The organism is Paludibacter sp. 221 (assembly GCF_010501035.1).
In the GTDB taxonomy this organism is placed as follows: domain Bacteria; phylum Bacteroidota; class Bacteroidia; order Bacteroidales; family Paludibacteraceae; genus QVMH01.
Genome location: NZ_QVMH01000015.1, coordinates 4,559 through 26,487, shown reverse-complemented (window position 1 = coordinate 26,487; position 21,929 = coordinate 4,559). Strand labels below are relative to the sequence as shown.

Below are 21,929 nucleotides of genomic sequence, written 5' to 3'. Positions count from 1 at the left end.
AATATTTTATTTTTTTAATGCGATGTCTTTGTCTGATTTTTATTTTTCCTGTTATATACGAAATATATAGCCAAAAACAACAATAAAATAAATAGTTCATTTCCATTTAAAGGTAATTCGTTCAAACTACTAACTCCTTTTTCAGCAGGTGGCATTATGGTTCCCGAAATAGCCTGATTGGAGATAGACAGGCTTTCGTCAATTGACAAATTTCCAATTCTGTTAGCCAGTCCATACGATTGTGCCCCATTGTTAGCAGAAGATGTATTATTCTGTGCTAATAATAAAACGGCTCCCGAACCTCCACTTCCTCCTGATAAAGAAGTACTTGCTACAGACTTATTTTTATTTAAGGTTTTGTCATTCGCTTTTATGTTCAAATTGTTGGGTATAGTAATATCGGCAATATTAGTGGCTTTTTCAGAAGAATTAAATATAGGTTTTCTCTGTTCAAGTTTTAATATTGTTGCTTCCATGTCTTCCGTTCTTTGTTCCGACGAACCCTTGAAAGAAGGCAGAGGCTGCGATTTTTTCATTTTAGGAGCAGATATCTGCTCACCGGCACCATTGTGCACGGTATATGGTATATTGGCATCTTTTGAATTGTTGTTGGATATAAGCACGGTTGTAAATACACCTGCCATGACGACCGAACAACTTATAAAGATTATTATTAGATTTTTCATATTAAAATATATTTACAAAAAGATAAATCTGACTTTCTTATTAAAAAATTACTCTCTTTCTAATTTTTACTTTATTACAATTTTAGTTGAAAATGTATCCTCATTCTCTACCTGTACTTTCAGCAGATATACTCCGGATTCCAATGCGTTTTCTGAAATGAACGAAGTACTTAATGCCGAAATGTTTTGTTTATAAATTAGTTTTCCGGAGATGTCATATAAGTAGAATTTCCCGTTGTTATCATATCCGTTTTTTATGAACACATAAGAATTCAACTGATAGGTTTGTATCTCTTCCGAAGATACTTTCACATCATCCTCATTGTTTCTTTCACTCATTATCTGGAATCGTATTTCAGGAGTAGTTTCATTATCAGCAATAAAATTGTATGTAGAATTTGTTGCTGTAATTTCAACCTGCTCGTTTGTCTTCAAATCCAATAAATAAAGAGTTCCGTAATTTTGTTCCATATTATTATGGTCGAAAGTAAGCGTATACTCCCTAACACCCTCTTCTGCTTTAAAGTAAAGATAAGTGCCATTTATATCAGGGATTGTACTTACCTGATAAATTCCATCTTCGCCTACAGCACAAAGAAGAGATTTTTGGGCTGAAGATGTCATTTTATAACCATCGTAACCATTATCAAATCCATAGTTTGAGTTCTCATCTGTCACAAGCCAAAGCAGGTCTTTAGCCTTGCTTTCGGAAGAGAGACTTATTTTGGTAAATACAGGTTTCGCAGCGTCCTGAGCTTTGGAACGCATTGGATGGGTGTTTTTCACAACACTGTCGACATCGTAAACAAAGTTGAATGTATTGCCTGCATCTCCGCTGTTTGTTCTGACTATAAAACCTTGCATTGATGGAATGGAAGTTAAGCCAACTACAGTTCCGGCTTGCTTTAGCGGAATGGCTATAAACTGCCCTTTGCCGGTTCCTTCTTGATTGCTTTGATTGTCTTCCCAGTCTCCAAGAGTTCCTGTATTGAACAGATAAATTGTTTGCTCAATGTTTGTCCCTGCTTTAAACATAGCATCATTTATGGGCAAAGCAGCTGTATACGGGTTCGAGAAAATGTACTGACCCGAATAATCCGTACCACTGGTTTTTCCTAAAGTTATTTCCTTGTCGCGGTTAACTAACTGGCCTGTGATATTGAAAGATGCATTTTTATCAGCATACCTGGATATTTCATATCCAATAAATGCTTTAAGGTCGTCATCATTTGTAAGCGATGTCCAAAATCCGGTGTTTACTCCTTCGTTAAATTCGCGGATATACATGCTTTGGAAATTCTTAGCATTATAACTTTCTACAGGTGAGCCGAAGTATTGCCACTGAAACTTATCCGCTTCTTTGGGTGTCTCAATGGGGTTTGAAGCTTTCACATGAAACTCTACGGTACCTTCTACTACGTCTCCCTTACGGAAGATGAAACTTCCCGCTGGCTGTACGTGGTTAGGGTCGGCTTTTATTAGCAAGCCTGCAATACCGTTAGCGTTTGTAGTAGCGCCATATACTTTTACCAGTTTTGTTATTGGAATTTCCAAAGAATTGTCGGCTCCAATAGTCAGGTTATTTTTGACATACAGATTGTCCTGATTGGTTACAACTTTCGGACTGTTTATTACTAAGTTGTAAACGCTATCATTATAAATAGAGTATCGCGGAATTTCTTGCTCTTCTGTATTGGATAACGTTAGTTCTGTATTGTAATGATAACAATTCAATACTCCCTTATTACCGGTTCCTTGTTCTGTCGCAAAGTTTTTTGATATATTCAGCTTGTCGTATAATAACACAAAATAATTTGTTTGATTTTTTAAAGTCAAATTAGCTATTTCATCGTTCTTATAGGTGTTTTTATATATATGCTGTACTATAGCCCCTGTACTTCCTTCAGGATAATAATAAATAGAAGAAGACTCGTGGCTGGCCTTAGTAGCATCTATTTTACCTGTGTTATCCATACGGACAAGCCCGCTGATAGTTAATTTTTTTCCGTCGACAATTAAAGCACGGCCTGTGTCATTATAAATATCGCGAACTGTACGGTCTTTGTCTAATACTAAATCGCGCTGGGCATCTGTTGCAAATATGATATCTTCGCCGTTTTCTGGAACTTCATTGGCAGTCCAGTTGCTAGCTGTTCCCCAATCGCTGCTTGTGGTACCACGCCAATAATTCAAGGTTATAGCTTCTGTAGCTCCGGCAGTAGGAAGAGTACTCCTCCGGGTTGCACCAGCAATATCAACAGGCATATTTGAAAATTCCTTACCGGCAATAAAGGCATTAGGTTTTAAAAGCGATTTAAGGCTTTCTACACCATCGTAAGTAAATGGTATGGAAATACTATTAGCGTCGGTGCCACCAAATTTTGGATTTACAAACGAGCTATGGAAGTCTTGCTCACCTTTATTAGGAATGAGCCAGAATGTATTGTTGAATTTCCAATCGTCGAAAGTACTGGACCTGTATTCTGCATTATTCCAACCATATGCAAAATAATTAGCAGTTCTTGGGCTGTAATAGTTGTTATAGTCAGTAACAAGTATGTTTTTAAAATCGGTAGGGCCTCCCAGACCGAGAAGATAGTCGGCTCCTAAATTTACAATATTGTTGTTCCATGAATATAATTTGCTATTTTCACTATTTTCGTCTTTTGCAACCTGATAATTTACGGCTCTTGCTGCCGTTCCGGCGTTATTAACGAATATTGTGTTATGATAGAAATTAACTTTACTGTTAACTCCTTGATTTGAATAAACCACATACATTCCTTTGGCCCGTGTCTGTCCGGCAAAACCGGATGCAGCTCCTTGTGTATAGGCAATATTATTGTATATATTGGCCACAGGAGTATCATTACCTAAAGCATAATCTAATTGTATACGATACAGAGATGTAACAGTTGTGTTAATCCCTAGATTACAAGCTTTTAATACTGCTATATTATTGAATAAGTTTAGAGGCATATATCCGCGTGCATCCATTATATGGAATGCACTTAATTCGGAGTTGGTTGCAAAAACCAAATCAGGTACATTCAAGTCCCATATTATGTGGTTTCCACTACATTCTACCAAGCCAATCTTGTCATTGATAGTTTCTGTTTGTATTTTAATCCCGTTCCAATATACTTTCAGGGTAGAGATTCCGTTTGCTACGTCCAACACAAGGTCTTTCATTTTGTTGTTGTTACACTTAATGGTAGTCTTTGTGTTTTTATACACCCGGCAATATATCCCGGTCAGAGTAGTGGCAGAAGAAATACTTGTTGCAGTTGTTTTCCACTTTATATTTTCAACTATATTGTTTGACACATCCATTTCGCAGTTGGCAACTTCAATTCCTGTAAAACAAGCAACATCCGGTTTGCCACTTATACTATTAATTGTTGTATTGTTTATACAATCGAAATTTGCAATAGTGTTTCCTTTTACTTCTATATTCAGAGTGTTAGTAGCGCTTTCTGCGTCTGCTACATACCTTATTCCACCTAAATGGGTTGAGGTACCCGAAGAGTTGAAAGTTAAATTCCCATTTATAAAGTTTCCATTAGCATCAAAGCCAATACCCCCTATTTTATTATCATTTATCTTTGCCGTAAAGCTGGTAAGAGTAGATGTCGATACGCTAATAAACAGCCGGGTATAAAAACTTTCGAATTTAACAGGTTCTGTTTCGTAAAAATAATTTCCCAGTATATTAATGTTGTTATAAATACTGCTGCTCCCTGCGCGAAAATCAATAACTCCAATCGCAGATTCTTCTGCCATCCCTTTTGTACTCAAACAGTTCCTGAATTCGTTATTTTGAATTGTAAGATTTTGTACAGAGTATCCTGAAATTGCACTTATTGAACGATTGTCCGTGTCATTTGTAAATATACAGTTCTGAATAACAATGTCTTCCGACTGCAAGCCAATGGTAAAATGGATAATAGAGTTGCTGGTACCATATGTCCAGGTCGAAACATCCAGATTATAAAATCCCTTAAAAGTAAGGGCTCTCCTACCGTCCAATGCTCCATCGATTGTTATATTTTTAGCCCCGAAAAATTCAAATAAATAAGTCTGATCCAACGAAGCTAAAGGCGAAAATGAAATAGTATACCCTTCGGCCGGAGCATTAGTTCCCGGCTTAATTGTCAACTTTGTCCAATTGGTATTGCTTCCCTCTTGAATTTTAATTTTCCGGTCTTCTATCGAGTTGCCATTTACGGTTACAGTGATGGTTTTTCCATCTTGATTTGTTGATATAATTTTATCAATTGCCTGATAAATACTGGGGTAGTTCCCATCAGCTCCATTTGAACCTGCAACATTAATGGTGGTGGTCGGTTGTTGGTCTGACACTGACTTGTAAAAATACACGTTGTCAATGAAAACAAAACCATTATCGGATGCTATACTCAACCCTTTAACTAGCGCCTCGGCCGGAGCACCTAAAGTTTCGGTAGATAAAGTGATAGATTGCCATTCTTCGCTTGCATCCAAAGGCTGTGAAGAAGTGGTTGCTCCTGATACTCCGTCTATTTTTATATTAAGATTAGCGTTAGCATTATTTACCCTGGCATGGATATGAAGAAATGGCCAGTCGGCAAGAGAAAAACCATCACCAAAGTCTATCTTAGCATACTGGCTCATACCTGAAAGTACCCGGTACTTATCTGTTGTTGTTGTTCTAGTATATGTCTGCTCTTGAGAAAATAAACTTCCAAAACCGGTTCCTGGAGCTTGTGCTGCTGCCTCAAAATTATCCCTGTACACACGCAATACCCTGTCCGGATTTGTTTGTGCAGGAGCTGGTGCAACTGTGGTAGTAGGAATGTCTGCCTGATAAAAATAGATATTATCTACATATATGGCATGGTCAGAACCTGAGAAGATAAGTTTAGTAAATAATTCGCCCCATATTGCTCCATCTATTGGTACATCAAAATCCGATACTAAAATATTTATTTTATTCCAAACTCCAGACTGCAGTTGGGAAGCTGATATTGTAGCAGACCCGGAATCTTCTGCTTCGTTTTCAAGCGTAAGTGTGAGTTTTGTGTTTTGTGAATTTTCTACCCATACATCTAAATGGAGCATGTTCTCCTGAATATCAGCAGGATAATCAAGTGTGAAACTTGCTCCGTTTTGTAGGTTTGTTATACGTAAATAGTTGTTCCCCTCTATAGCATCTGTTGTTGTTCCGCTAAAATCACCACTGAGATTACTGTCGCCATCTACAAAAATAGAAGTACGTCCTGTATGCTCGGGTGTGGCGGGCACCTGAGGAGACAAATCTTTATAGAAATGAAGGTTATCTATACTAAATGTCTTTTCCGTAATAACACTTTTAGGAGTTGCAAACCGAACTGCATAAAATTTTGACATTACATCTGTCGGATTAATCCCATTCCACCCCGGAGCAAAATCAGACAGCTTAATTTTTACAGTATTCCATGTTTTTGCTGTTAATTCAGGTAAACTGGTTTTTATATATCTTCCTCCATTATTTGCTGATTCCAAACGAATGTAAACATCTCCGGCAGCAAAATTTTCTGTTGGAAAAATATCGAAATATATAGTTGTGTACGAATTAATACTAGTTTCAGAACAAGTAAATTCCACACCGTCAATCTCAGAGCTAGCTGCTGCCGGCACTATTGTTTTAACAAAATTTTCTGTAGACGAAAATTTAAGCTCAGAGATATTTCCGTTACCATATTTCACTATTTTTGTTACAGCATTTGCAGCATAAGGCAGATCATTGTAGATCGACAAATAAGTTCCTGCAGGACGCACGGGTGGGTCTATCGCTTTTGCTTGTGGTATTGTAGGGTCTGCATAAGGTTTATCTGAGAGGTAAACATTAGCAATGTAAGTAGGAGTGAGATTATTATATGTTTGAAAGGCCAATCGTTTAATATTGGTTATGGAAGAAGCCGAAAAGTCTACTTCTATTAAAGTCCAATCAGACCCGACTATCTGATAAGATTTAGATTTGTTATCCAAAGTTACAGTGGCTGTATTACCAGTATCTGTAGTTACTCTAAGGTAGCTGCCACGAAAATTATAACTCATAAAGTACAAATACCTTTGAGTAGATACATCCTTCAGCGCATTTAATTCCAGAAAAAAGCCACAGTAATTTTCTGCTGTAGGAGTTGCTTTAAATCCTCCAGTATATGTGCTAATTGAAGTGCTGTAGTTGTTTTTAGGAGTCGCATTATTCCCCTCTGTTCCATATATGAGATATGGATTAGTTCCCGTCGGAAAATATGTAATCGGGGTAGGGATATTTGTTAAGTTTGGTTGCGAAAATGCAATAAAAACATTCGTAATTAATAAGCAGAATACTATTAAAAAGTTTTTTTTCATACCTCTAAGTAATTTGAACATAAAAAAGTTTTTTTATTGTCTTTTCTAAATGCAATAGTTCGTTAAACTTTTAGTTATTATATTGATTTACAACAAAACAAATATCGTTCCACTGTAACAAGTCATTGATAATCAAAGTCTTTACAGACACATCACTTTCTATTCAGATATGATTTTCAAGACTCGTTTATTCTACAATTTGCTCTGTGAGCAGTGTTTTCTACATTTAGAGCCATTAAACAAATGGCGTAAAGATTTTATCAAAGACGTTCTTTGGTTTTTTTTGAGTATTAAATCCCCCGGTGAATTTTCTGCAACCGGGCAGATACGGGCACCATGATGAACAGCGGTACCGTCAGCAATTTGAAAGCAATTTTGATTCTTTCAACTTTAACGCCGCACTTGTGAATCAGTACTGCGCAGACCGCAGGGTGCTTGTTTTCGACCCTAGTTATATTCCCAAATCGGGACGTAAAACCGATGGCGTCGGCTGGTTTTGGCGGGCCCTGCCAACAAAGCCAAATGAGGCTTGTAGATAAGGCGGTATTGCCGCTCTTGATTTGGATAATCATACCGCGTTGCATCTTGAAGATATCAAAACCCTGCCGCTTAAGGAGGAAAACCTGTTTGATTTTTAGGCCCATATCTTTCGTTAGAGAGCGGAAAGGGTTCAAAAAAATCGCTCGGATTGTGGTCGTGTATGGATGTTTTTCCAAAGAACCATTTGTTTCCCAACTTACAGCCTGCCGGCTGGATGTTGTTTCCCGTTTGCGCGATGATGTCCGGATGCGTTATATCTTTCAAATAAAGAAGACCGGGAAGCTTTTTCAATGGCAGATGTTAAAATTTTTAATCACAACGCGTTGCTATTAGATCGATTTATTGCAACGTTTGCTTTAAAACCAAACATACTCAAAAAAAAACCAACATGTCAAAGAACTTTTAAATTACGGAATCAGAGCCGCACAACTAATAACGAACCGTTAATAGTAGACACTTGTTCCTTTATTAGAAAACACAGACACTTTCTTTGCATCAATTGTAAAAATTTGCAAAGTGCTTTTGTTAAAAAAAATAATGCTTTGGCTTTTATTGCATCCTTTCTTTTTCAGCATACACGTTGCAAATATAATAGTTATTGTACTATTACGCAAATTTTTAGCGAAAAACAGATGCAAAACAACAAGAGTAAATTTATTATGGTTCCAATTTAGCACACAACAAAAATCTGAATCGCAGTCAGTAATTTACTGACATTAAATGATTTTGTTTAAATCACCTACTTCCTTTTGCTTTGATGCAAAAGGAACAAAAAATAATTTCATTGAAGCGCCTACGCTCAGCAAAATTCAAGTAAACTTGATTCTGCTTTCGCTTAAACGGCGCATTCAAGACTATGCCCGCTTCGCACAAAAAATTACCATATCTTTTAGAGTGGGTTTACACCGATTTTGGCTGAGAAACCTTTTTATCGGAGTTTTTTCTAAAGACACAAAAAAAACCAACTAGCTCGCAATGAATTAGTTGGGATTAATTATTTGATTTGTGAATAGGCCTGAGAAGATATCTCAAGTCAAATTATAAACTGTAAGCAGTTTTAATTATCAATTGACTTTTGGGACAGCACTACCTGTAAGTTTTACTGTTTACAAAAAAAAATAGGATAATTCCTTTATACACAGGCGATTTTTATTTGCTTAAGCTCCGATTACTATCAATCATCCTCTCTTTTACCCAATTTCTTATCAAACATCCACATGGCTGCTTTATCATCGTTGATAACCACTAAGGCTTGCAAAAGGCTGCGGACAGCATCTTCTTCTTCCACCTGCTCATCTACAAACCACCTCAGCATACTTTGCGTTGCATAGTCTTTAGCCTCAATAGCCATATCCATCAGTCCGTGTATCTTTTCAGTAACCAGTTTCTCATGCAGCAATGTATCCTCAAAAGCATCTTTGGGAGAGTTCCACTCCTGTCTTACTTCATCTATAGGTTCTAACTTTACCTTGCCGTCTACCGATACTATAAAGTTCATAAAACGTTGTGCATGCTCAAATTCCTCTTTTGCTTGCTTTTCAAACCAGCTGGCAATACCGTCGAATCCCTTGTCTTTCATATCATACGACATCGAAAGGTACAAATACGCCGACCAAAGTTCTGCATTTACCTGTTTATTCAATGCAGTTTCCATGTTAGGTTCTAAGATAGTTCTCATACTCATTATTATTTTATTTATTTCTAAAGAACAAATATAATCTTAAAAAATCATTCGGGAATGAACAACCCGATATTTTTAAACTGATTTTTTACCTACCGCATCGTATTGCGGTATCAAATACCCATTTTCAAACCTACACAGCAAACAGATATTGCCAACAGGCACAGCGCTTTGCCATTCGGGCTTAATCACCTTGCCATCGTACAAGGCATTGGTAATAAAAGACTTCCCTACTTTAAAGAACGAATCATAATCCTGTGTTTCAAAAAAGAGCTTTGTTATATCAAACTCCTCCACATCAAACTCGCAAGTATAAACAGCGTTTTCCACACACTCGGTACGCAGATATAAACTACCTTGCTCCATTACGGGGCTAATACTCTTCTGTGCTTTGAATTGCGATGCGGGAATATGACCTTTGAATGTCTGCTCCCCATCTTTAAAAATCGTCAGCTCATTTACATATTCGCTCAACAACAAAGATTCATGAATAATATCGTCATAATGGTAGAAATCTTCCCAGTTCTCGTAAATAGTAGGGTCTTTGGGCATATAGTTGCCAAGAGCCAACTCGGCGCTAACGCCTTTTATCTCTATTTTAATATGTTGCATAAATTTATTGTTTTTCCGTTAAATACTTCCAAAACCGCTGAGGCATATGTTGGCGTTGGAGTTTGGGATTTATACGCTCCTTAATGGTCAATGCTTTGAAATAAGTTTTCCACAAGCTCTGAAAAAGTTTCTCATCTTCAGCCATTAGTTTCTCATCCAGTTTACCATCCGGCATATTTTCATCCATATCGAGGGCTATTTCAGTCACATTTTTCAAATCGTAATAATAGCCGTAATTCCTTTTCATATCATACACTATCCATTTTTGGTCGGCAAAGCGGTCGGCAAAAAACTCTACCGACAAAGGCAGTGCATTGTAGATAGGCGAAATCGGAGCAAAAAAAATATCATCAGCAGCTTTTTGGAAGCGTACAAACTGACGGATATGCTCGGCTTCGCGTCCTACTTTTTTAGCAAGTTGATTCAGTTGCAATACATCAGGGTCGGCAAAATTCATTTCGATAGAATGCTTACTATCCAGATTCTTCCGGATATACCGGAAAATAAGCTCGTCGCTACCCTCTTCCTCCGAAAGCCACACATGTGTAATCATATTGCACGATGTTTTTGAGAGCTTTTTCTGCACCGATTTCCAAACACGGTCGGCACGCTCCGCCTGTGTTGTAACAAGATAAGACTCTTCTACAAACAAGGGGGCAAGCTCTCCTTCTCCCAATAACTTATCAGGAAAAGTTTTGCGTACATAAGCATCAAAAACCGCTGTAAGCAAACCGTCGAAAGTCTTATCATATCGGAATACAATCATTACTCAGGAAAAATGATGGATAACTGATTCAATGGAGCATCGCCTTTTTTCATTTTTTTCTCTGTCAGCTTCTTACGTATATATTCGGGCGAAGTTTCGTGCACGGTATTAAATGCCAGTTCATTACAAGTGATAAAATATTGCGCTTTTTTCATCACCACACCCATTTTTTTCAAAGTGGTAGCCGTTATTCTCCCAAACCTGCGCGACGAAACTATAAGTTTGGCAGATTTTACCCCAAGTCCGGGTATACGCAGCAACATAGCATAGTCAGCCTTGTTCACATCCACAGGAAAAGCCTCTGGATGGCGCAATGCCCACGAGAGTTTAGGGTCTATCTCCAAATCAAGATTGGGGAAACGATCGTCTACAATTTCATCTACCTTGAACTCGTAAAAACGAAGCAGCCAGTCAGCCTGATACAAGCGGTTTTCACGTACAAGCGGAGCTTGCTTCAGAGCCGGAAGGCGATTGTCATAAGTATTCACAGGTATAAAGCCCGAATAATACACCCGCTTCATGCTGGGACGTGTGTATAGTGCTGCTGTAGTATTCAATATCGTTTTATCATTATCATCCGTAGCACCTATTATCATCTGTGTGCTTTGACCCGCAGGGGCAAAACGGGGAGCTGAACGAAATTTCCGGCGTTCTTCATTACTTTGCAACACACCTTGCTGTATATGCAGCATGGGTTTGAAAACACTTTGATGGTTTTTTTCAGGCGCCAACATTTTTAGATTAGGCTCGGTAGGTATCTCAATATTCACACTCAAACGGTCGGCATACAGCCCCGCCTGACGCACAAGCTCCTCGCTCGCACCGGGAATACTTTTCATGTGGATATAACCATTGTAGCGATGGATTGTGCGAAGTTCTTTTACAACACGTACCATGCGTTCCATCGTATAGTCAGGATTCTTTATCACTCCTGAGCTAAGAAATAAACCTTCGATATAATTGCGGCGATAAAATTCTATTGTAAGTTCAACCAATTCGTCAGGGGTAAAAGTAGCACGGCGGATATCATTGCTCCTACGATTGATGCAATAGGCACAATCGTAAATACAGTAGTTAGTAAGCATTATTTTAAGAAGCGAGACACACCGCCCATCCTCTGTAAAACTATGGCATATACCCCAGCCATGCGCGCTACCCAACGTACCCGGTTGATTTTTCCGGGTAGTTCCGCTTGAGGCGCACGAAACATCGTATTTCGCCGACTCCGCAAGCACCTTCATTTTTTCGAGAATGTCTGCTTTCATTTACTACAAAGTAAAACATTTCGAACGTAAATATTGGTATAAGAATTCTTAAAAAAACAGGAGATGTTGATAAGTTTTTAAAGGAAGAAAATAGAAGATGTATCAATAAGAATAATGTGCCAGTATGCCAATAATTCAGCTGGCTGAATATCTCTGCTTTTCAAGCAGGACACGGACTACAAGTCCGCGCCAGCAACTGAAATTTTCCGACTTCTCGTTTGTAACGAGGGAGAGTAATAGGTTAGTCTGGGCAATGAAACCTTATTTTCAGGAATAAACCTTAGTAGCTTCAACACCTCATAAAACTAAACCTTATTACCTTATTGAACATTATATTGGTGTAAGTTTAGCGTAACGTATAACTTGTACCGAAAATACATACAGTTTAAAACTGCTAAATATATAGGCACAAGTCACAGACTTGCGCCAAATATGTGATTTCTATGTGCTTCGTCCTTTCGGATTTGCAATCCAAAAGCCATTAACTGCGGATTTAAAATCCGCTATCAATAAATTACCTGATTGCAACTTGGCGTGTTCACATCCGCTATCGCACGAATCTTTCGTGTGGTAAGGTGAAAAAGGACTTTGAAATGCCCACGATACAATAGTGCGGCAGCATAGGGAGTTTAAGGGCTGTAAGCCCGTTTTATTTCAGCCCAATGGCAAAGCGAAGCCCCGCTACCGCGCGAATCTTTCGCGTGGTAAGGTGAAAAAGGACTTTGAAATGCCACACGATACAATCGTGCGGCAGCATAGGGGTTAATCTGAGAGAATGAAACCTTATTTTCAGGAATAAACCTTAGTAACTTCAACACCTCATAAAACTAAACCTTATTACCTTATTGAACATTATATTGGTGTAAGTTTAGCGTAACGTATAACTTGTACCGAAAATACATACAGTTTAAAACTGCTAAATATATAGGCACAAGTCACAGACTTGCGCCAAATATGTGATTTCTATGTGCTTCGTCCTTTCGGATTTGCAATCCAAAAGCCATTAACTGCGGATTTAAAATCCGCTATCAATAAATTACCTGATTGCAACTTGGCGTGTTCACATCCGCTATCGCACGAATCTTTCGTGTGGTAAGGTGAAAAAGGACTTTGAAATGCCCACGATACAATAGTGCGGCAGCATAGGGAGTTTAAGGGCTGTAAGCCCAAGTTAAGATTAACCTTTGTCAGGCAAGACTCACAACAGTCCTTCCCTTCAGTTTTCCGGCTAAAATAGACTGCACAACCTCATTCAAATCAGTTAAAGCAACCTCCTTATAAATTTCGAGAAGATTAACAGGTTTCCAATCGCCCGCCAATTTCTGCCACAATGGTTCACGCAAATTACCCGGATAATTCTGTGCTGAAACCCCAAGCAAAGCAATGCCCCGAAGTATAAATGGGAATACACTTAAGCTCAAATTAGTACCCGACACGCTACCGCAAGTAGTGACTGCTCCGTATAATTTAGTAGTCTTTATCATGTTCTCCAAAGCCTTGCCGCCGATAGTATCAATTCCTCCCGCATATTGGGCCGACAAAACAGGCTTATTATCCAAAGCCAGAAAATCGTCCAAAGGCAGTATTTGGTTTGCGCCCAACGCTTTCAGATACTCATACTCAGTTTCTTTACGCGAGATAGCAACCGTTTCGTAACCGAGCTTGGAGAGAATAGATAAAGCAACCGACCCTACTCCGCCCGTTGCTCCCGATACCAGAACAGCTCCGTCATCAGGCTTCACATATTCAGCTAAACGTGATATGGATATTCCGGCAGTGAAACCTGCCGTGCCCAGAATCATCGCTTCTTTCATCGACAAGCCTTCGGGCAACTTCACCACCCACGATGTGGGAACCGAAACGTATTGTCCCCACCCGCCGGGGGTGTTCATTCCCAAATCGTAGCCTGTAACTATAACCTCATCTCCGGCTTTGTATTGCTCTACATTAGAAGAAACAACTTCACCCGCCGCATCAATACCGGGAGTATGAGGGTAGTGCTTTGTCACCCCTTTATTGCCTGTGGCAGATAAAGCATCCTTATAGTTCACCGACGAGTAATGTACTCGTATAAGCACTTCATTTTCGGGCAAATCCTTAGTGTCCTTTTCTACAACACCGCCTAAGTATTTTCCCTCACTTTCTTCTACTACAAAAGCCTTATATTTTATTGATGGTAACATATTCTTATGAATATATGCTTAATGCTTAACGTCTTTTATCTTCGACTGACCTTGTCCGGTGAGCCGAAAAATAAGAGCAGCCGGAGTTAAAAAATCTTCCCTGTTTGAGCGACGAAGGAGCGAGTTTGGAAGATTTTAGCCGGCAAACGCTAATTTTTCGTGCGAAGCGGGCACAGTCTTGAAAACACCGTTTAAGCGAGGGCAGAGCCGAGTTTACTCGGACTATGCCAAGCGTAGGTGTTTCAATGTAGTTAACTTTTTGCTTCGTTTTTGCATCAAGGCAAAAATGAAGTGGGGTCGCAGGGGCAACGCCCCTTAAATACATTTACCTATAAATTTAGCCTAAAAGACAAATAATTATTTGTTTTTATTGTGGTGGGTCGATACCCAGTTGCCTGTAAGTTTCCTTTATGGTTTCTTCATTATCAGTGATTATCAGTATCGAATCGTGAGGCTCCAGATGAGTAGTACCACGCGGCACAAAATAATTTTCACCACGTTTCACCATAACAACCAATGCCTTATCGGGCAACGAAATATCAATCAGCGAATCACCGTTCTCCAGCATCTGCTCATCCACGGTTATTTCAGTCATAGCCGATTTTATATCGTCCGAGAACTCGATATCAAACTCTTTCAATTTATTCTCTTTAGGAAGAGGGGTAGCCAGTTTGAGCCATTTAGCCATAGAAGTAATGCTCGTTCCCTGAATAACCAGCGATAAGATGGTGATAAAAAACACGATATTGAATATATCCTTAGCCCCATCTACACCCGCGAGCCACGGATAAGTAGCAAAAATAATAGGCACAGCCCCACGAAGCCCTACCCACGATGTAAAAACACGGGCATTCATCGACATTTTGCGGAAAGGAGCCAAACAGGCAAATACGCTGATAGGACGCGAAATAAGAATCATAAACACACCTACCAATACACTGATACCTGCCACAGGCAACAATTCGGATGGATTCACTAAAAGCCCTAAGGTAAGGAACATAATTATCTGGAAAAGCCACGTGAGACCATCAAAAAACTTCAGCGAACTTCTTTTCTGAACAAATCGCTGGTTGCCAATCATCAGTCCACCTAAATAAACTGCCAGATAACCGTTGCCACCTACAAAATCGGTAAAGCCGAATATAAAGAACATGATAGTCAGCAGCAGCACCGAGTACAGCGCGTCATTGGCAAGATTTATTTTATTTATAAGGCGCACAGCGAATTTCCCAATCAGCAAGCCCAGCAGGCCTCCTAAAACAAACTGCTGTACAAATTTCAGAGCTATAGCCCATCCGCTTATTTCGGGGGTCTGTATATACTGGATAAGAACGATAGTCAACATATATGCCATCGGGTCGTTACTACCACTCTCCAACTCAAGCAACGGACGGAGATTTTCCTTTAACGCCGTATTACGCGAACGGAGGATACCGAAAACCGATGCCGAGTCGGTTGACGACATAACGCTTGCAAGCAAAAACGACTCTACCAGCGAGAATGAAACTGCTTTTATAACATTATTGGTAAGCCAGAAAATAAAGAATCCGGTCAGCAGGGCAGTCAGGAATACACCTACTGTAGCCAAAATCACTCCTTGCCACATCACAGGCTTAATTTCAGAATATCTCGTATCCATACCACCGGAGAACAGGATAATATTCAAGGCTATCACACCTATGCTCTGTGCTATCTGTGGCGAATCGAACTGTATTCCCAGTCCATCGGTACCGGCGAGAACACCTATAAACAAGAAAAGCAATAAAGTAGGTACGCCAAAGCGTGAACCCGTTTTACCAACCAGCAGGCTGATGAACAAAAGTACAGACCCAACCAGCAGAAAAATTTCTATAGATATATCCATACGCGTTTCTATAAATTTTTATCGTAAAAGAAGAAATCCGTTGCTTATATATCACAATATGGATGCTTCGTGAAGAAAGTTACACATTCATATAATTCAAAAGCGGATTAGCATACATCTCAAGCATCTTTGTGCGGAGAAAGAATGAATCCCTGTTTTCAATATCCACTTTGGCAATCTGCTTCGAGATGTAGTGCTCAAAATCGAAACGTTCAGTATCGGTATATTCGCCCGCAAAACGCTTCTCACCCTTCAACAAATCGTACGCTATTTTATTTACTTTAAAAATAGTGTAGTTCGAATGAATTTTCCGGTCGATAACCTTAGCCAGCAAGCTAATCTGCTCTTTCAAACCGGATGCTTCTTCTGTTATATTTTTCAAACTATCGTTAATGTCGCCCGAAATACGGTAATCCACCTTGCCACGATACCCCATAATTCCTACCTGCATATTCTCCAAATCATCTTCAGGACGTTTTTTATACTCCGGATTATCACGTTTCAGTTGGTACTCCTTAGCCTTAAGATAATCGGTAGGGTCATACTCGTACGAAATAGTCAGCGGACAGATATTCAACTCCGAAAGATTATCGTAAAAACCCTTCTCGCTACTCAAAGTCAGCATCCTCAACAAACCGTCCTGTGTACGGTCATTAGAGTCTTTAGAACGCCCTTCGCGTTGTGCTATCCATATCGAGCGGCTGTCTCCCTTTATCAGATAACGAATGTATGCCGACAGTTTCTGCGATGCTTCCAGTGCCTGACGTACATTCAACCCGCGCTTAACAATAAAACTCCTGTTCAACCGTACAAAGTCCTCAATCCAAGGATATATCAACAGGTTGTCGCCGATAGCAATCCCTACTGTGTTCATCTTATTTTCGATCATAAGCAAGCAGAGGAAAACCGAATCGATTGTTATATCGCGGTGATTGGAAATATATAAATAGGGTTTTGTCCTGTCGATACTATCCAGGCCGTAGAAGTCAACACCTTTGGTTTTATTTGCTTCCAAATCCTTAAGAAAAGGATAAGCAAACCTACGCTGAAAATCGTCGGTAGATACCACCGTGAGCAACTGCTCCTTCAGTATATCTTTAGGCACAAGCGGAAACAGCGTACTCAGCAGATTGACAAATTGCTTATTGCCTACCAACCGTTCCATTACTTCGGGAATTTCAGCATCGGCATAAAAACGGATATCATCAAAATTCATAATAATCAATTAAGTAGTTACGAGTAATCAGTTACAAATTACGAGTCTCACTCTCTGATAACAGAGAATAAAATATATTACTTAGAGAAAAAGTAAACCAGCACCTGTATGTATATAAATACCATAGGTGCGGCCAGTATCATGCTATCAAAACGGTCGAGGATTCCACCATGCCCCGGAATAATATTGCCCGAATCTTTTACACCCAGGCTACGCTTCATCAACGATTCCATCAGGTCGCCAAAAGTGCCGGCTACAACCACTATTTCGGCAAAGATAAGCCACTGAATCAAACTTATCTGTGGTATAAACAGCGAAAAGACATATCCTGAAAGCAAAGCAAAAACGGCTCCGCCGATGAACCCCTCCCACGATTTTTTGGGCGAGATGCGTTCGAAAAGGCGATGCTTCCCAAACTTCGACCCTACGAGATAAGCCCCCGTATCGTTCACCCAGATGGTAACAAAAACAGCCAGCAGCACTAAAGGCTGGTACGAGGGAAGGAAAAGAATGAAATTCAGGATAGAAAACGGCAGGGCAATATACACCTGACCTAATATGAAATAAGCCCAGTTATTAACCGGATGCTCTTTTTTACGATATAGTTCTACAACGAGAATCAAAGCCACATAAAAGCCGTAAACAAGGTAAATAAGACTCAAAGGTATACAAAAGGTATACATAAAAGAAGATATGAAAAGCAAGACTCCACCAAAAATGGCAGAAAATGGATTCACATCTACATTTTGCTGACAATTTGTCAGTTTGTGAAATTCATAAAGTGCCAGAGCCGTTATAACCGTAAATAAAGCAGCAAAAGAATAAGGACTCCAAATGATAGAGCCTACAATAAGAATCACAAAAACCGCCCCGCTTATAGTACGTTGAAGAAAATTATTCATAGATAGCAAGTAGTTACAAGAAATTAGTTACAAGTTACAAGTCCTTTAACTGTTGAATTGTTTAATTGGCTAACGGTTATAAATCGCAAGGGGTGTTTAAGTGTTTAGTCGGCAACTCTACTACCCAACAACTCAACGATTCTTCAATTTAACGATTCTTCAATTCAGCACAACCAATAAGGCAAAGTTAGCAAAACTTTAGTTTTTCGAAAGAAAAACCACAAATTCTTTCGGTCCGTGCGCACCCAGCACCAGCGTTTTTTCAATATCGGCAGTACGGCTTGGGCCTGTTATGGTGGTTATTGCAGAAGGCAGGCCGTCCGGGTATTTTGCCTGAACAGCTTTCAATGCGTCTTCTACATAATCAACAAGTTGCGATGATTTTGCCACTACAATATGCACAGGAGGAAAAATATGCATCTGCCGCCCATGCGACGATGCCGACGACACCATCACACTACCTGTACGTGCTATCAGAAATTCACAAGCTGTCACTCCCGCCTGCATAGCTTCAAAATCCGCTTCATTGTTTGAATACGGGACTCCCGCCTCATCCAAGCAGCCGGCAATATCATTATCGCTGCAATACAAGTAAGGGAAACCACGCTCGGCAACAAATTGCGCCAATCCGGCGTACATATCCTGCTCATCGTCGTACACCACACATTGTCCGTTTATAGCTTCAAGCTCGTTTTTAAAGCACGTCACAGCATCGGGCTGTATGGGTTTGTAAACAGGCTTTGTTTCGTCCGTGCTCACTTCACGAAACGAAGACCGCCCTTTACGGGCGGCTTCAATACGTTTCAGTATTTCTTCCCTTGATGAATTATTTTGTTTCATCCGGTTTATCTTTTTTTACTCTTGGTTTTCTTTCCTTAGGCTTTTCTTCTGCGGCAGCTTTATCTTCTTCCTTTACCACTACCTTAGTTACTGTTTTTTTAACTTTAGGCTCTTTTTTCACTTCCGGTTGTACCGGCGCATCAGGAATATCTTCCGCTTTAATCTCTGTTTTTTCAGCTTCTTTCTTTTGTTTAGCCCGTTCATTCAGAGCCATTAGCTCCTCGTTGCGCGAAGTCCACGGACGTTTACCGAAAATACGCTCCATATCTTCTGCAAAAATCACCTCACGTTCAATCAGCAATTCGGCCAACTCGTTATGTCCTTTTGCATGTTCTTTCAGTATTTTCTTTGCACGCTCAAATTGTTCCGCTACAATTTCTTTTGCCTCCTTATCTATCAGTTCAGCAGTTTTTTCGCTGTAAGGCTTGGTAAAACCATAATCCGACTGCCCTGTAGAATCATAATAACTCATATTCGGCATTTTATCGCTCATCCCGAAATAAGCCACCATAGCATAAGCACGTTTAGTAACACGCTCCAGGTCGTTGATAGCTCCGGTAGAAGTCTGGTTGAGGAATACCTCTTCGGCAGCACGTCCACCCAAAGTAGAGCACATTTCGTCGAGCAAATGCTCTTTATTTGTAAGCTGGCGTTCTTCCGGCAAATACCATGCAGCGCCAAGCGCCTCGCCCCGCGGCACAATCGTTACTTTAAACAGCGGGTTGGCGTGTTCCAACATCCAGCTTATGGTAGCATGCCCTGCTTCGTGGTATGCAATGGATTTTTTCTCCGAAACGGTTGTTATCTTGGTTTTCTTTTCCAATCCTCCGATAATACGGTCTACCGCATCCAGAAAATCCTGCTTACCTACAAAATCTTTATTCTTGCGGGCAGCTATCAGGGCAGCCTCATTACATACATTAGCAATATCAGCACCTGAGAATCCGGGAGTTTGCCTTGCGAGGAAGTCAACATCTACCGATTCATCTATTTTGATGGGGCGTAAATGTACATTGAAAATCTCTTTCCGCTCCTGAATATCCGGCAGGTCGACATGTATCTGCCTGTCAAAACGTCCGGCACGCAACAGCGCTTTATCCAGAATATCGGCACGGTTGGTAGCAGCAAGTATTATCACCCCGCTGTTAGTACCAAATCCGTCCATCTCGGTAAGTAATTGGTTCAATGTATTCTCACGTTCATCATTGCTTCCCATGTTCGGATTCTTGCCCCGCGCACGTCCGATAGCGTCAATCTCGTCGATGAAAATGATACAAGGGGCTTTCTCTTTTGCCTGACGGAACAAATCGCGTACACGTGACGCCCCTACCCCAACAAACATTTCCACAAAATCAGACCCCGACATTGAAAAGAACGGAACATCCGCCTCGCCTGCTACAGCTTTCGCCAACAGGGTTTTACCTGTTCCCGGAGGGCCTACAAGCAATGCTCCCTTAGGTATTTTACCTCCTAACTGGGTATATTTTGTAGGGTTCTTTAAGAACTCTACTATTTCTTCTACTTCCTGCTTTGCACCTTCCAAACCTGCCACATCCTTGAATGTAACCTTGTTTGCTGCCGATTTATCGAACAACTGTGCTTTGGATTTACCTACATTGAATACTCCACCGCCACCGCCTGACTGTCCCATCATACGGCGGTTCATATACACGATGAAAACTATTAACAATATGATTGGGAAAAAGCTATATAAGAACAGTTCGAAATAATTCCGCCCTTCTTTATAGTCCACAACACCCGTATAACCGTATTCATCTTTAGCTTTTTGGATGAACTTCGAAAATTCTTCCACCGAAGGAATACGCACTGTTATCATCCTGTCTTTATACGAATCGGCACGCGACCCGAAAACTTCATTAGCCGCTTCGGCAGCTACAGTAGCTTCCAGCGTATTGCGCGAAGTATATACCTGTATTTTTTCAATCGACCCGTTTTTCACATACTCCTCGAATGTAGAAAACGGTACATCTTTAGAAGGTGTGGTATCCGAGAAGAAGTATGACCCAAGCAATATCAAAATTATCAACCCATAAATCCACGAAAAATTGAACTTGAACTTCTTTTCATTCGGATTTTTCGGATTATTATTGTTCGGATTTCCATCCGGTCTTTTATTTTCCATTATTCCTGATTAGTTACTTTTTAATTTGAATTTTGACTAAGAGCTTGTTTAAATTTTCCCAAAAGAAGCTATTGTAGCTTTGAATATATCTTTTTCGCAATAAATTATGTTCTTTTTTGTGAAATTTCACCTCTCATTTTACTCATTTAGCCCGCTAAAATCGTAANTCAAAATTTCCCTAAAAAATCACCAAAATTTATCTTGCGAGTAAAATTTAAACAAGTTCTTACAAAAACTTTACCGTTTTACGAAAGGTCAATCCAAATCTTCAATTACTGTCAATTTGGCGTCTTCCCACAAGTGCTCTATGTCATAAAATGCACGCACTTCAGGCAAAAACACATGAACAATAATATATCCGTAATCCATAGCCACCCATTCGGCATTATCTGTGCCATCTACCGCATAAGGTTTTACCTTCGCATTATCACGCAGCCAGTCTTTTACCGACTCTGATATGGCATTTACTTGTACGCGCGAATCGCCTTCACAAATCACAAAATAGCTGCACGGAGCATCCTGCAATTCTGACATATCCACCACTACAATCTTTTTACCCTTCCGCTCCTGTATTCCTTCAACAATCTGATCTACTATTTGTTCGGTTTTTACCATACTAATTAATTTCTTTTTAATAAAAATGAGTGCAAATATACGTCGAAATCGTTGAAAACTAAAATTAAAGAAATAGGAGATGTATTAAAAAGTATGCTCCCGCCTGAAAGGCAATATTTTCACTTTGCCACGCGAAAGATTCGCGCGGTAGCGGGGTTATTTTATTTTGACACATAGAAATCACATATTTGGCGCAAGCCTGCGACTTGTACCTATATATTTAGCAGTTTTAAACTGTATG

Annotated in this window: 16 protein-coding genes; all 16 read right to left on the bottom strand. The window is 39.8% G+C overall.

All coding sequences use genetic code 11. The features are described 5' to 3' along the window. Nucleotides 1-14: 14 nt before the first annotated feature. On the bottom strand, nt 15-686 hold the full coding sequence (locus tag D0T49_RS05265; RefSeq protein WP_163629543.1) for a hypothetical protein: 672 nt from the start codon (nt 684-686) through the stop codon (nt 15-17). 66 nt (nt 687-752) lie between these two features. Next, nucleotides 753-7,061, bottom strand: a complete 6,309-nt coding sequence (locus D0T49_RS05260; protein ID WP_163629542.1) for a T9SS type A sorting domain-containing protein — start codon at nt 7,059-7,061, stop codon at nt 753-755. Between the two features lie 290 nt (nt 7,062-7,351). After that, nucleotides 7,352-7,705, bottom strand: a complete 354-nt coding sequence (locus D0T49_RS05255; protein WP_163629541.1) for a hypothetical protein — start codon at nt 7,703-7,705, stop codon at nt 7,352-7,354. Further along, complete coding sequence (locus D0T49_RS05250; protein WP_163629540.1) at nt 7,671-7,892, bottom strand: hypothetical protein; 222 nt, start codon at nt 7,890-7,892, stop codon at nt 7,671-7,673. Before D0T49_RS05250 ends, D0T49_RS05255 begins: the two co-directional genes overlap by 35 nt. Nucleotides 7,893-8,775: 883 nt before the next feature. After that, nucleotides 8,776-9,279, bottom strand: coding sequence for a ferritin (locus D0T49_RS05245; RefSeq protein WP_203583422.1), 504 nt, complete (start codon nt 9,277-9,279; stop codon nt 8,776-8,778). Between the two features lie 78 nt (nt 9,280-9,357). Then, nucleotides 9,358-9,894, bottom strand: coding sequence for a hypothetical protein (locus tag D0T49_RS05240; protein WP_163629539.1), 537 nt, complete (start codon nt 9,892-9,894; stop codon nt 9,358-9,360). A gap of 4 nt (nt 9,895-9,898) precedes the next feature. After that, nucleotides 9,899-10,660, bottom strand: a complete 762-nt coding sequence (locus tag D0T49_RS05235; RefSeq protein WP_163629538.1) for a TIGR03915 family putative DNA repair protein — start codon at nt 10,658-10,660, stop codon at nt 9,899-9,901. Next, entirely contained in the window at nt 10,660-11,925 is a 1,266-nt protein-coding gene (locus D0T49_RS05230) for a putative DNA modification/repair radical SAM protein (RefSeq protein ID WP_163629537.1), read from the bottom strand. Before D0T49_RS05230 ends, D0T49_RS05235 begins: the two co-directional genes overlap by 1 nt. 629 nt (nt 11,926-12,554) lie before the next feature. Further along, nucleotides 12,555-12,743 (bottom strand): hypothetical protein, encoded by a 189-nt coding sequence (locus D0T49_RS05225; protein WP_163629536.1) that lies wholly within the window; start codon nt 12,741-12,743, stop codon nt 12,555-12,557. Between the two features lie 369 nt (nt 12,744-13,112). Next, a complete protein-coding gene (locus tag D0T49_RS05220) occupies nt 13,113-14,108 on the bottom strand; it encodes a YhdH/YhfP family quinone oxidoreductase (RefSeq protein WP_163629535.1) in 996 nt (331 codons plus the stop codon). A gap of 367 nt (nt 14,109-14,475) precedes the next feature. Next, the gene (locus tag D0T49_RS05215; protein ID WP_163629534.1) at nt 14,476-15,972 is read right to left on the bottom strand and encodes a potassium/proton antiporter; all 1,497 of its coding nucleotides are present in this window, start codon (nt 15,970-15,972) and stop codon (nt 14,476-14,478) included. Nucleotides 15,973-16,051: 79 nt separating this feature from the next. Next, a complete protein-coding gene (locus tag D0T49_RS05210) occupies nt 16,052-17,188 on the bottom strand; it encodes a 1-acyl-sn-glycerol-3-phosphate acyltransferase (RefSeq protein ID WP_203583421.1) in 1,137 nt (378 codons plus the stop codon). A 77-nt stretch (nt 17,189-17,265) separates the two neighbouring features. Beyond that, nucleotides 17,266-18,090 (bottom strand): phosphatidate cytidylyltransferase, encoded by an 825-nt coding sequence (locus D0T49_RS05205; protein ID WP_163629533.1) that lies wholly within the window; start codon nt 18,088-18,090, stop codon nt 17,266-17,268. A gap of 198 nt (nt 18,091-18,288) precedes the next feature. After that, nucleotides 18,289-18,930, bottom strand: coding sequence for a lactate utilization protein (locus D0T49_RS05200; protein ID WP_163629532.1), 642 nt, complete (start codon nt 18,928-18,930; stop codon nt 18,289-18,291). Then, on the bottom strand, nt 18,917-21,073 hold the full coding sequence (gene ftsH, locus D0T49_RS05195) for an ATP-dependent zinc metalloprotease FtsH (RefSeq protein ID WP_163629531.1): 2,157 nt from the start codon (nt 21,071-21,073) through the stop codon (nt 18,917-18,919). Before ftsH ends, D0T49_RS05200 begins: the two co-directional genes overlap by 14 nt. Nucleotides 21,074-21,328: 255 nt before the next feature. Beyond that, complete coding sequence (rsfS, locus tag D0T49_RS05190) at nt 21,329-21,688, bottom strand: ribosome silencing factor (RefSeq protein ID WP_163629530.1); 360 nt, start codon at nt 21,686-21,688, stop codon at nt 21,329-21,331. Nucleotides 21,689-21,929: the final 241 nt, after the last annotated feature.

Excerpts from the sequence above, each read along its gene's own strand:
- D0T49_RS05215 (WP_163629534.1), bottom strand. The coding sequence starts at position 15,972 with ATGGATATATCTATAGAAATTTTTCTGCTGGTTGGGTCTGTACTTTTG.
- D0T49_RS05210 (WP_203583421.1), bottom strand. The coding sequence starts at position 17,188 with ATGAATTTTGATGATATCCGTTTTTATGCCGATGCTGAAATTCCCGAA.
- D0T49_RS05265 (WP_163629543.1), bottom strand. The coding sequence starts at position 686 with ATGAAAAATCTAATAATAATCTTTATAAGTTGTTCGGTCGTCATGGCA.
- D0T49_RS05255 (WP_163629541.1), bottom strand. The coding sequence starts at position 7,705 with ATGGGCCTAAAAATCAAACAGGTTTTCCTCCTTAAGCGGCAGGGTTTT.
- D0T49_RS05205 (WP_163629533.1), bottom strand. The coding sequence starts at position 18,090 with ATGAATAATTTTCTTCAACGTACTATAAGCGGGGCGGTTTTTGTGATT.
- rsfS (WP_163629530.1), bottom strand. The coding sequence starts at position 21,688 with ATGGTAAAAACCGAACAAATAGTAGATCAGATTGTTGAAGGAATACAG.
- D0T49_RS05230 (WP_163629537.1), bottom strand. The coding sequence starts at position 11,925 with ATGAAAGCAGACATTCTCGAAAAAATGAAGGTGCTTGCGGAGTCGGCG.
- D0T49_RS05235 (WP_163629538.1), bottom strand. The coding sequence starts at position 10,660 with ATGATTGTATTCCGATATGATAAGACTTTCGACGGTTTGCTTACAGCG.
- D0T49_RS05245 (WP_203583422.1), bottom strand. The coding sequence starts at position 9,279 with ATGAGAACTATCTTAGAACCTAACATGGAAACTGCATTGAATAAACAG.
- ftsH (WP_163629531.1), bottom strand. The coding sequence starts at position 21,073 with ATGGAAAATAAAAGACCGGATGGAAATCCGAACAATAATAATCCGAAA.
- D0T49_RS05240 (WP_163629539.1), bottom strand. The coding sequence starts at position 9,894 with ATGCAACATATTAAAATAGAGATAAAAGGCGTTAGCGCCGAGTTGGCT.
- D0T49_RS05200 (WP_163629532.1), bottom strand. The coding sequence starts at position 18,930 with ATGAAACAAAATAATTCATCAAGGGAAGAAATACTGAAACGTATTGAA.
- D0T49_RS05260 (WP_163629542.1), bottom strand. The coding sequence starts at position 7,061 with ATGAAAAAAAACTTTTTAATAGTATTCTGCTTATTAATTACGAATGTT.
- D0T49_RS05220 (WP_163629535.1), bottom strand. The coding sequence starts at position 14,108 with ATGTTACCATCAATAAAATATAAGGCTTTTGTAGTAGAAGAAAGTGAG.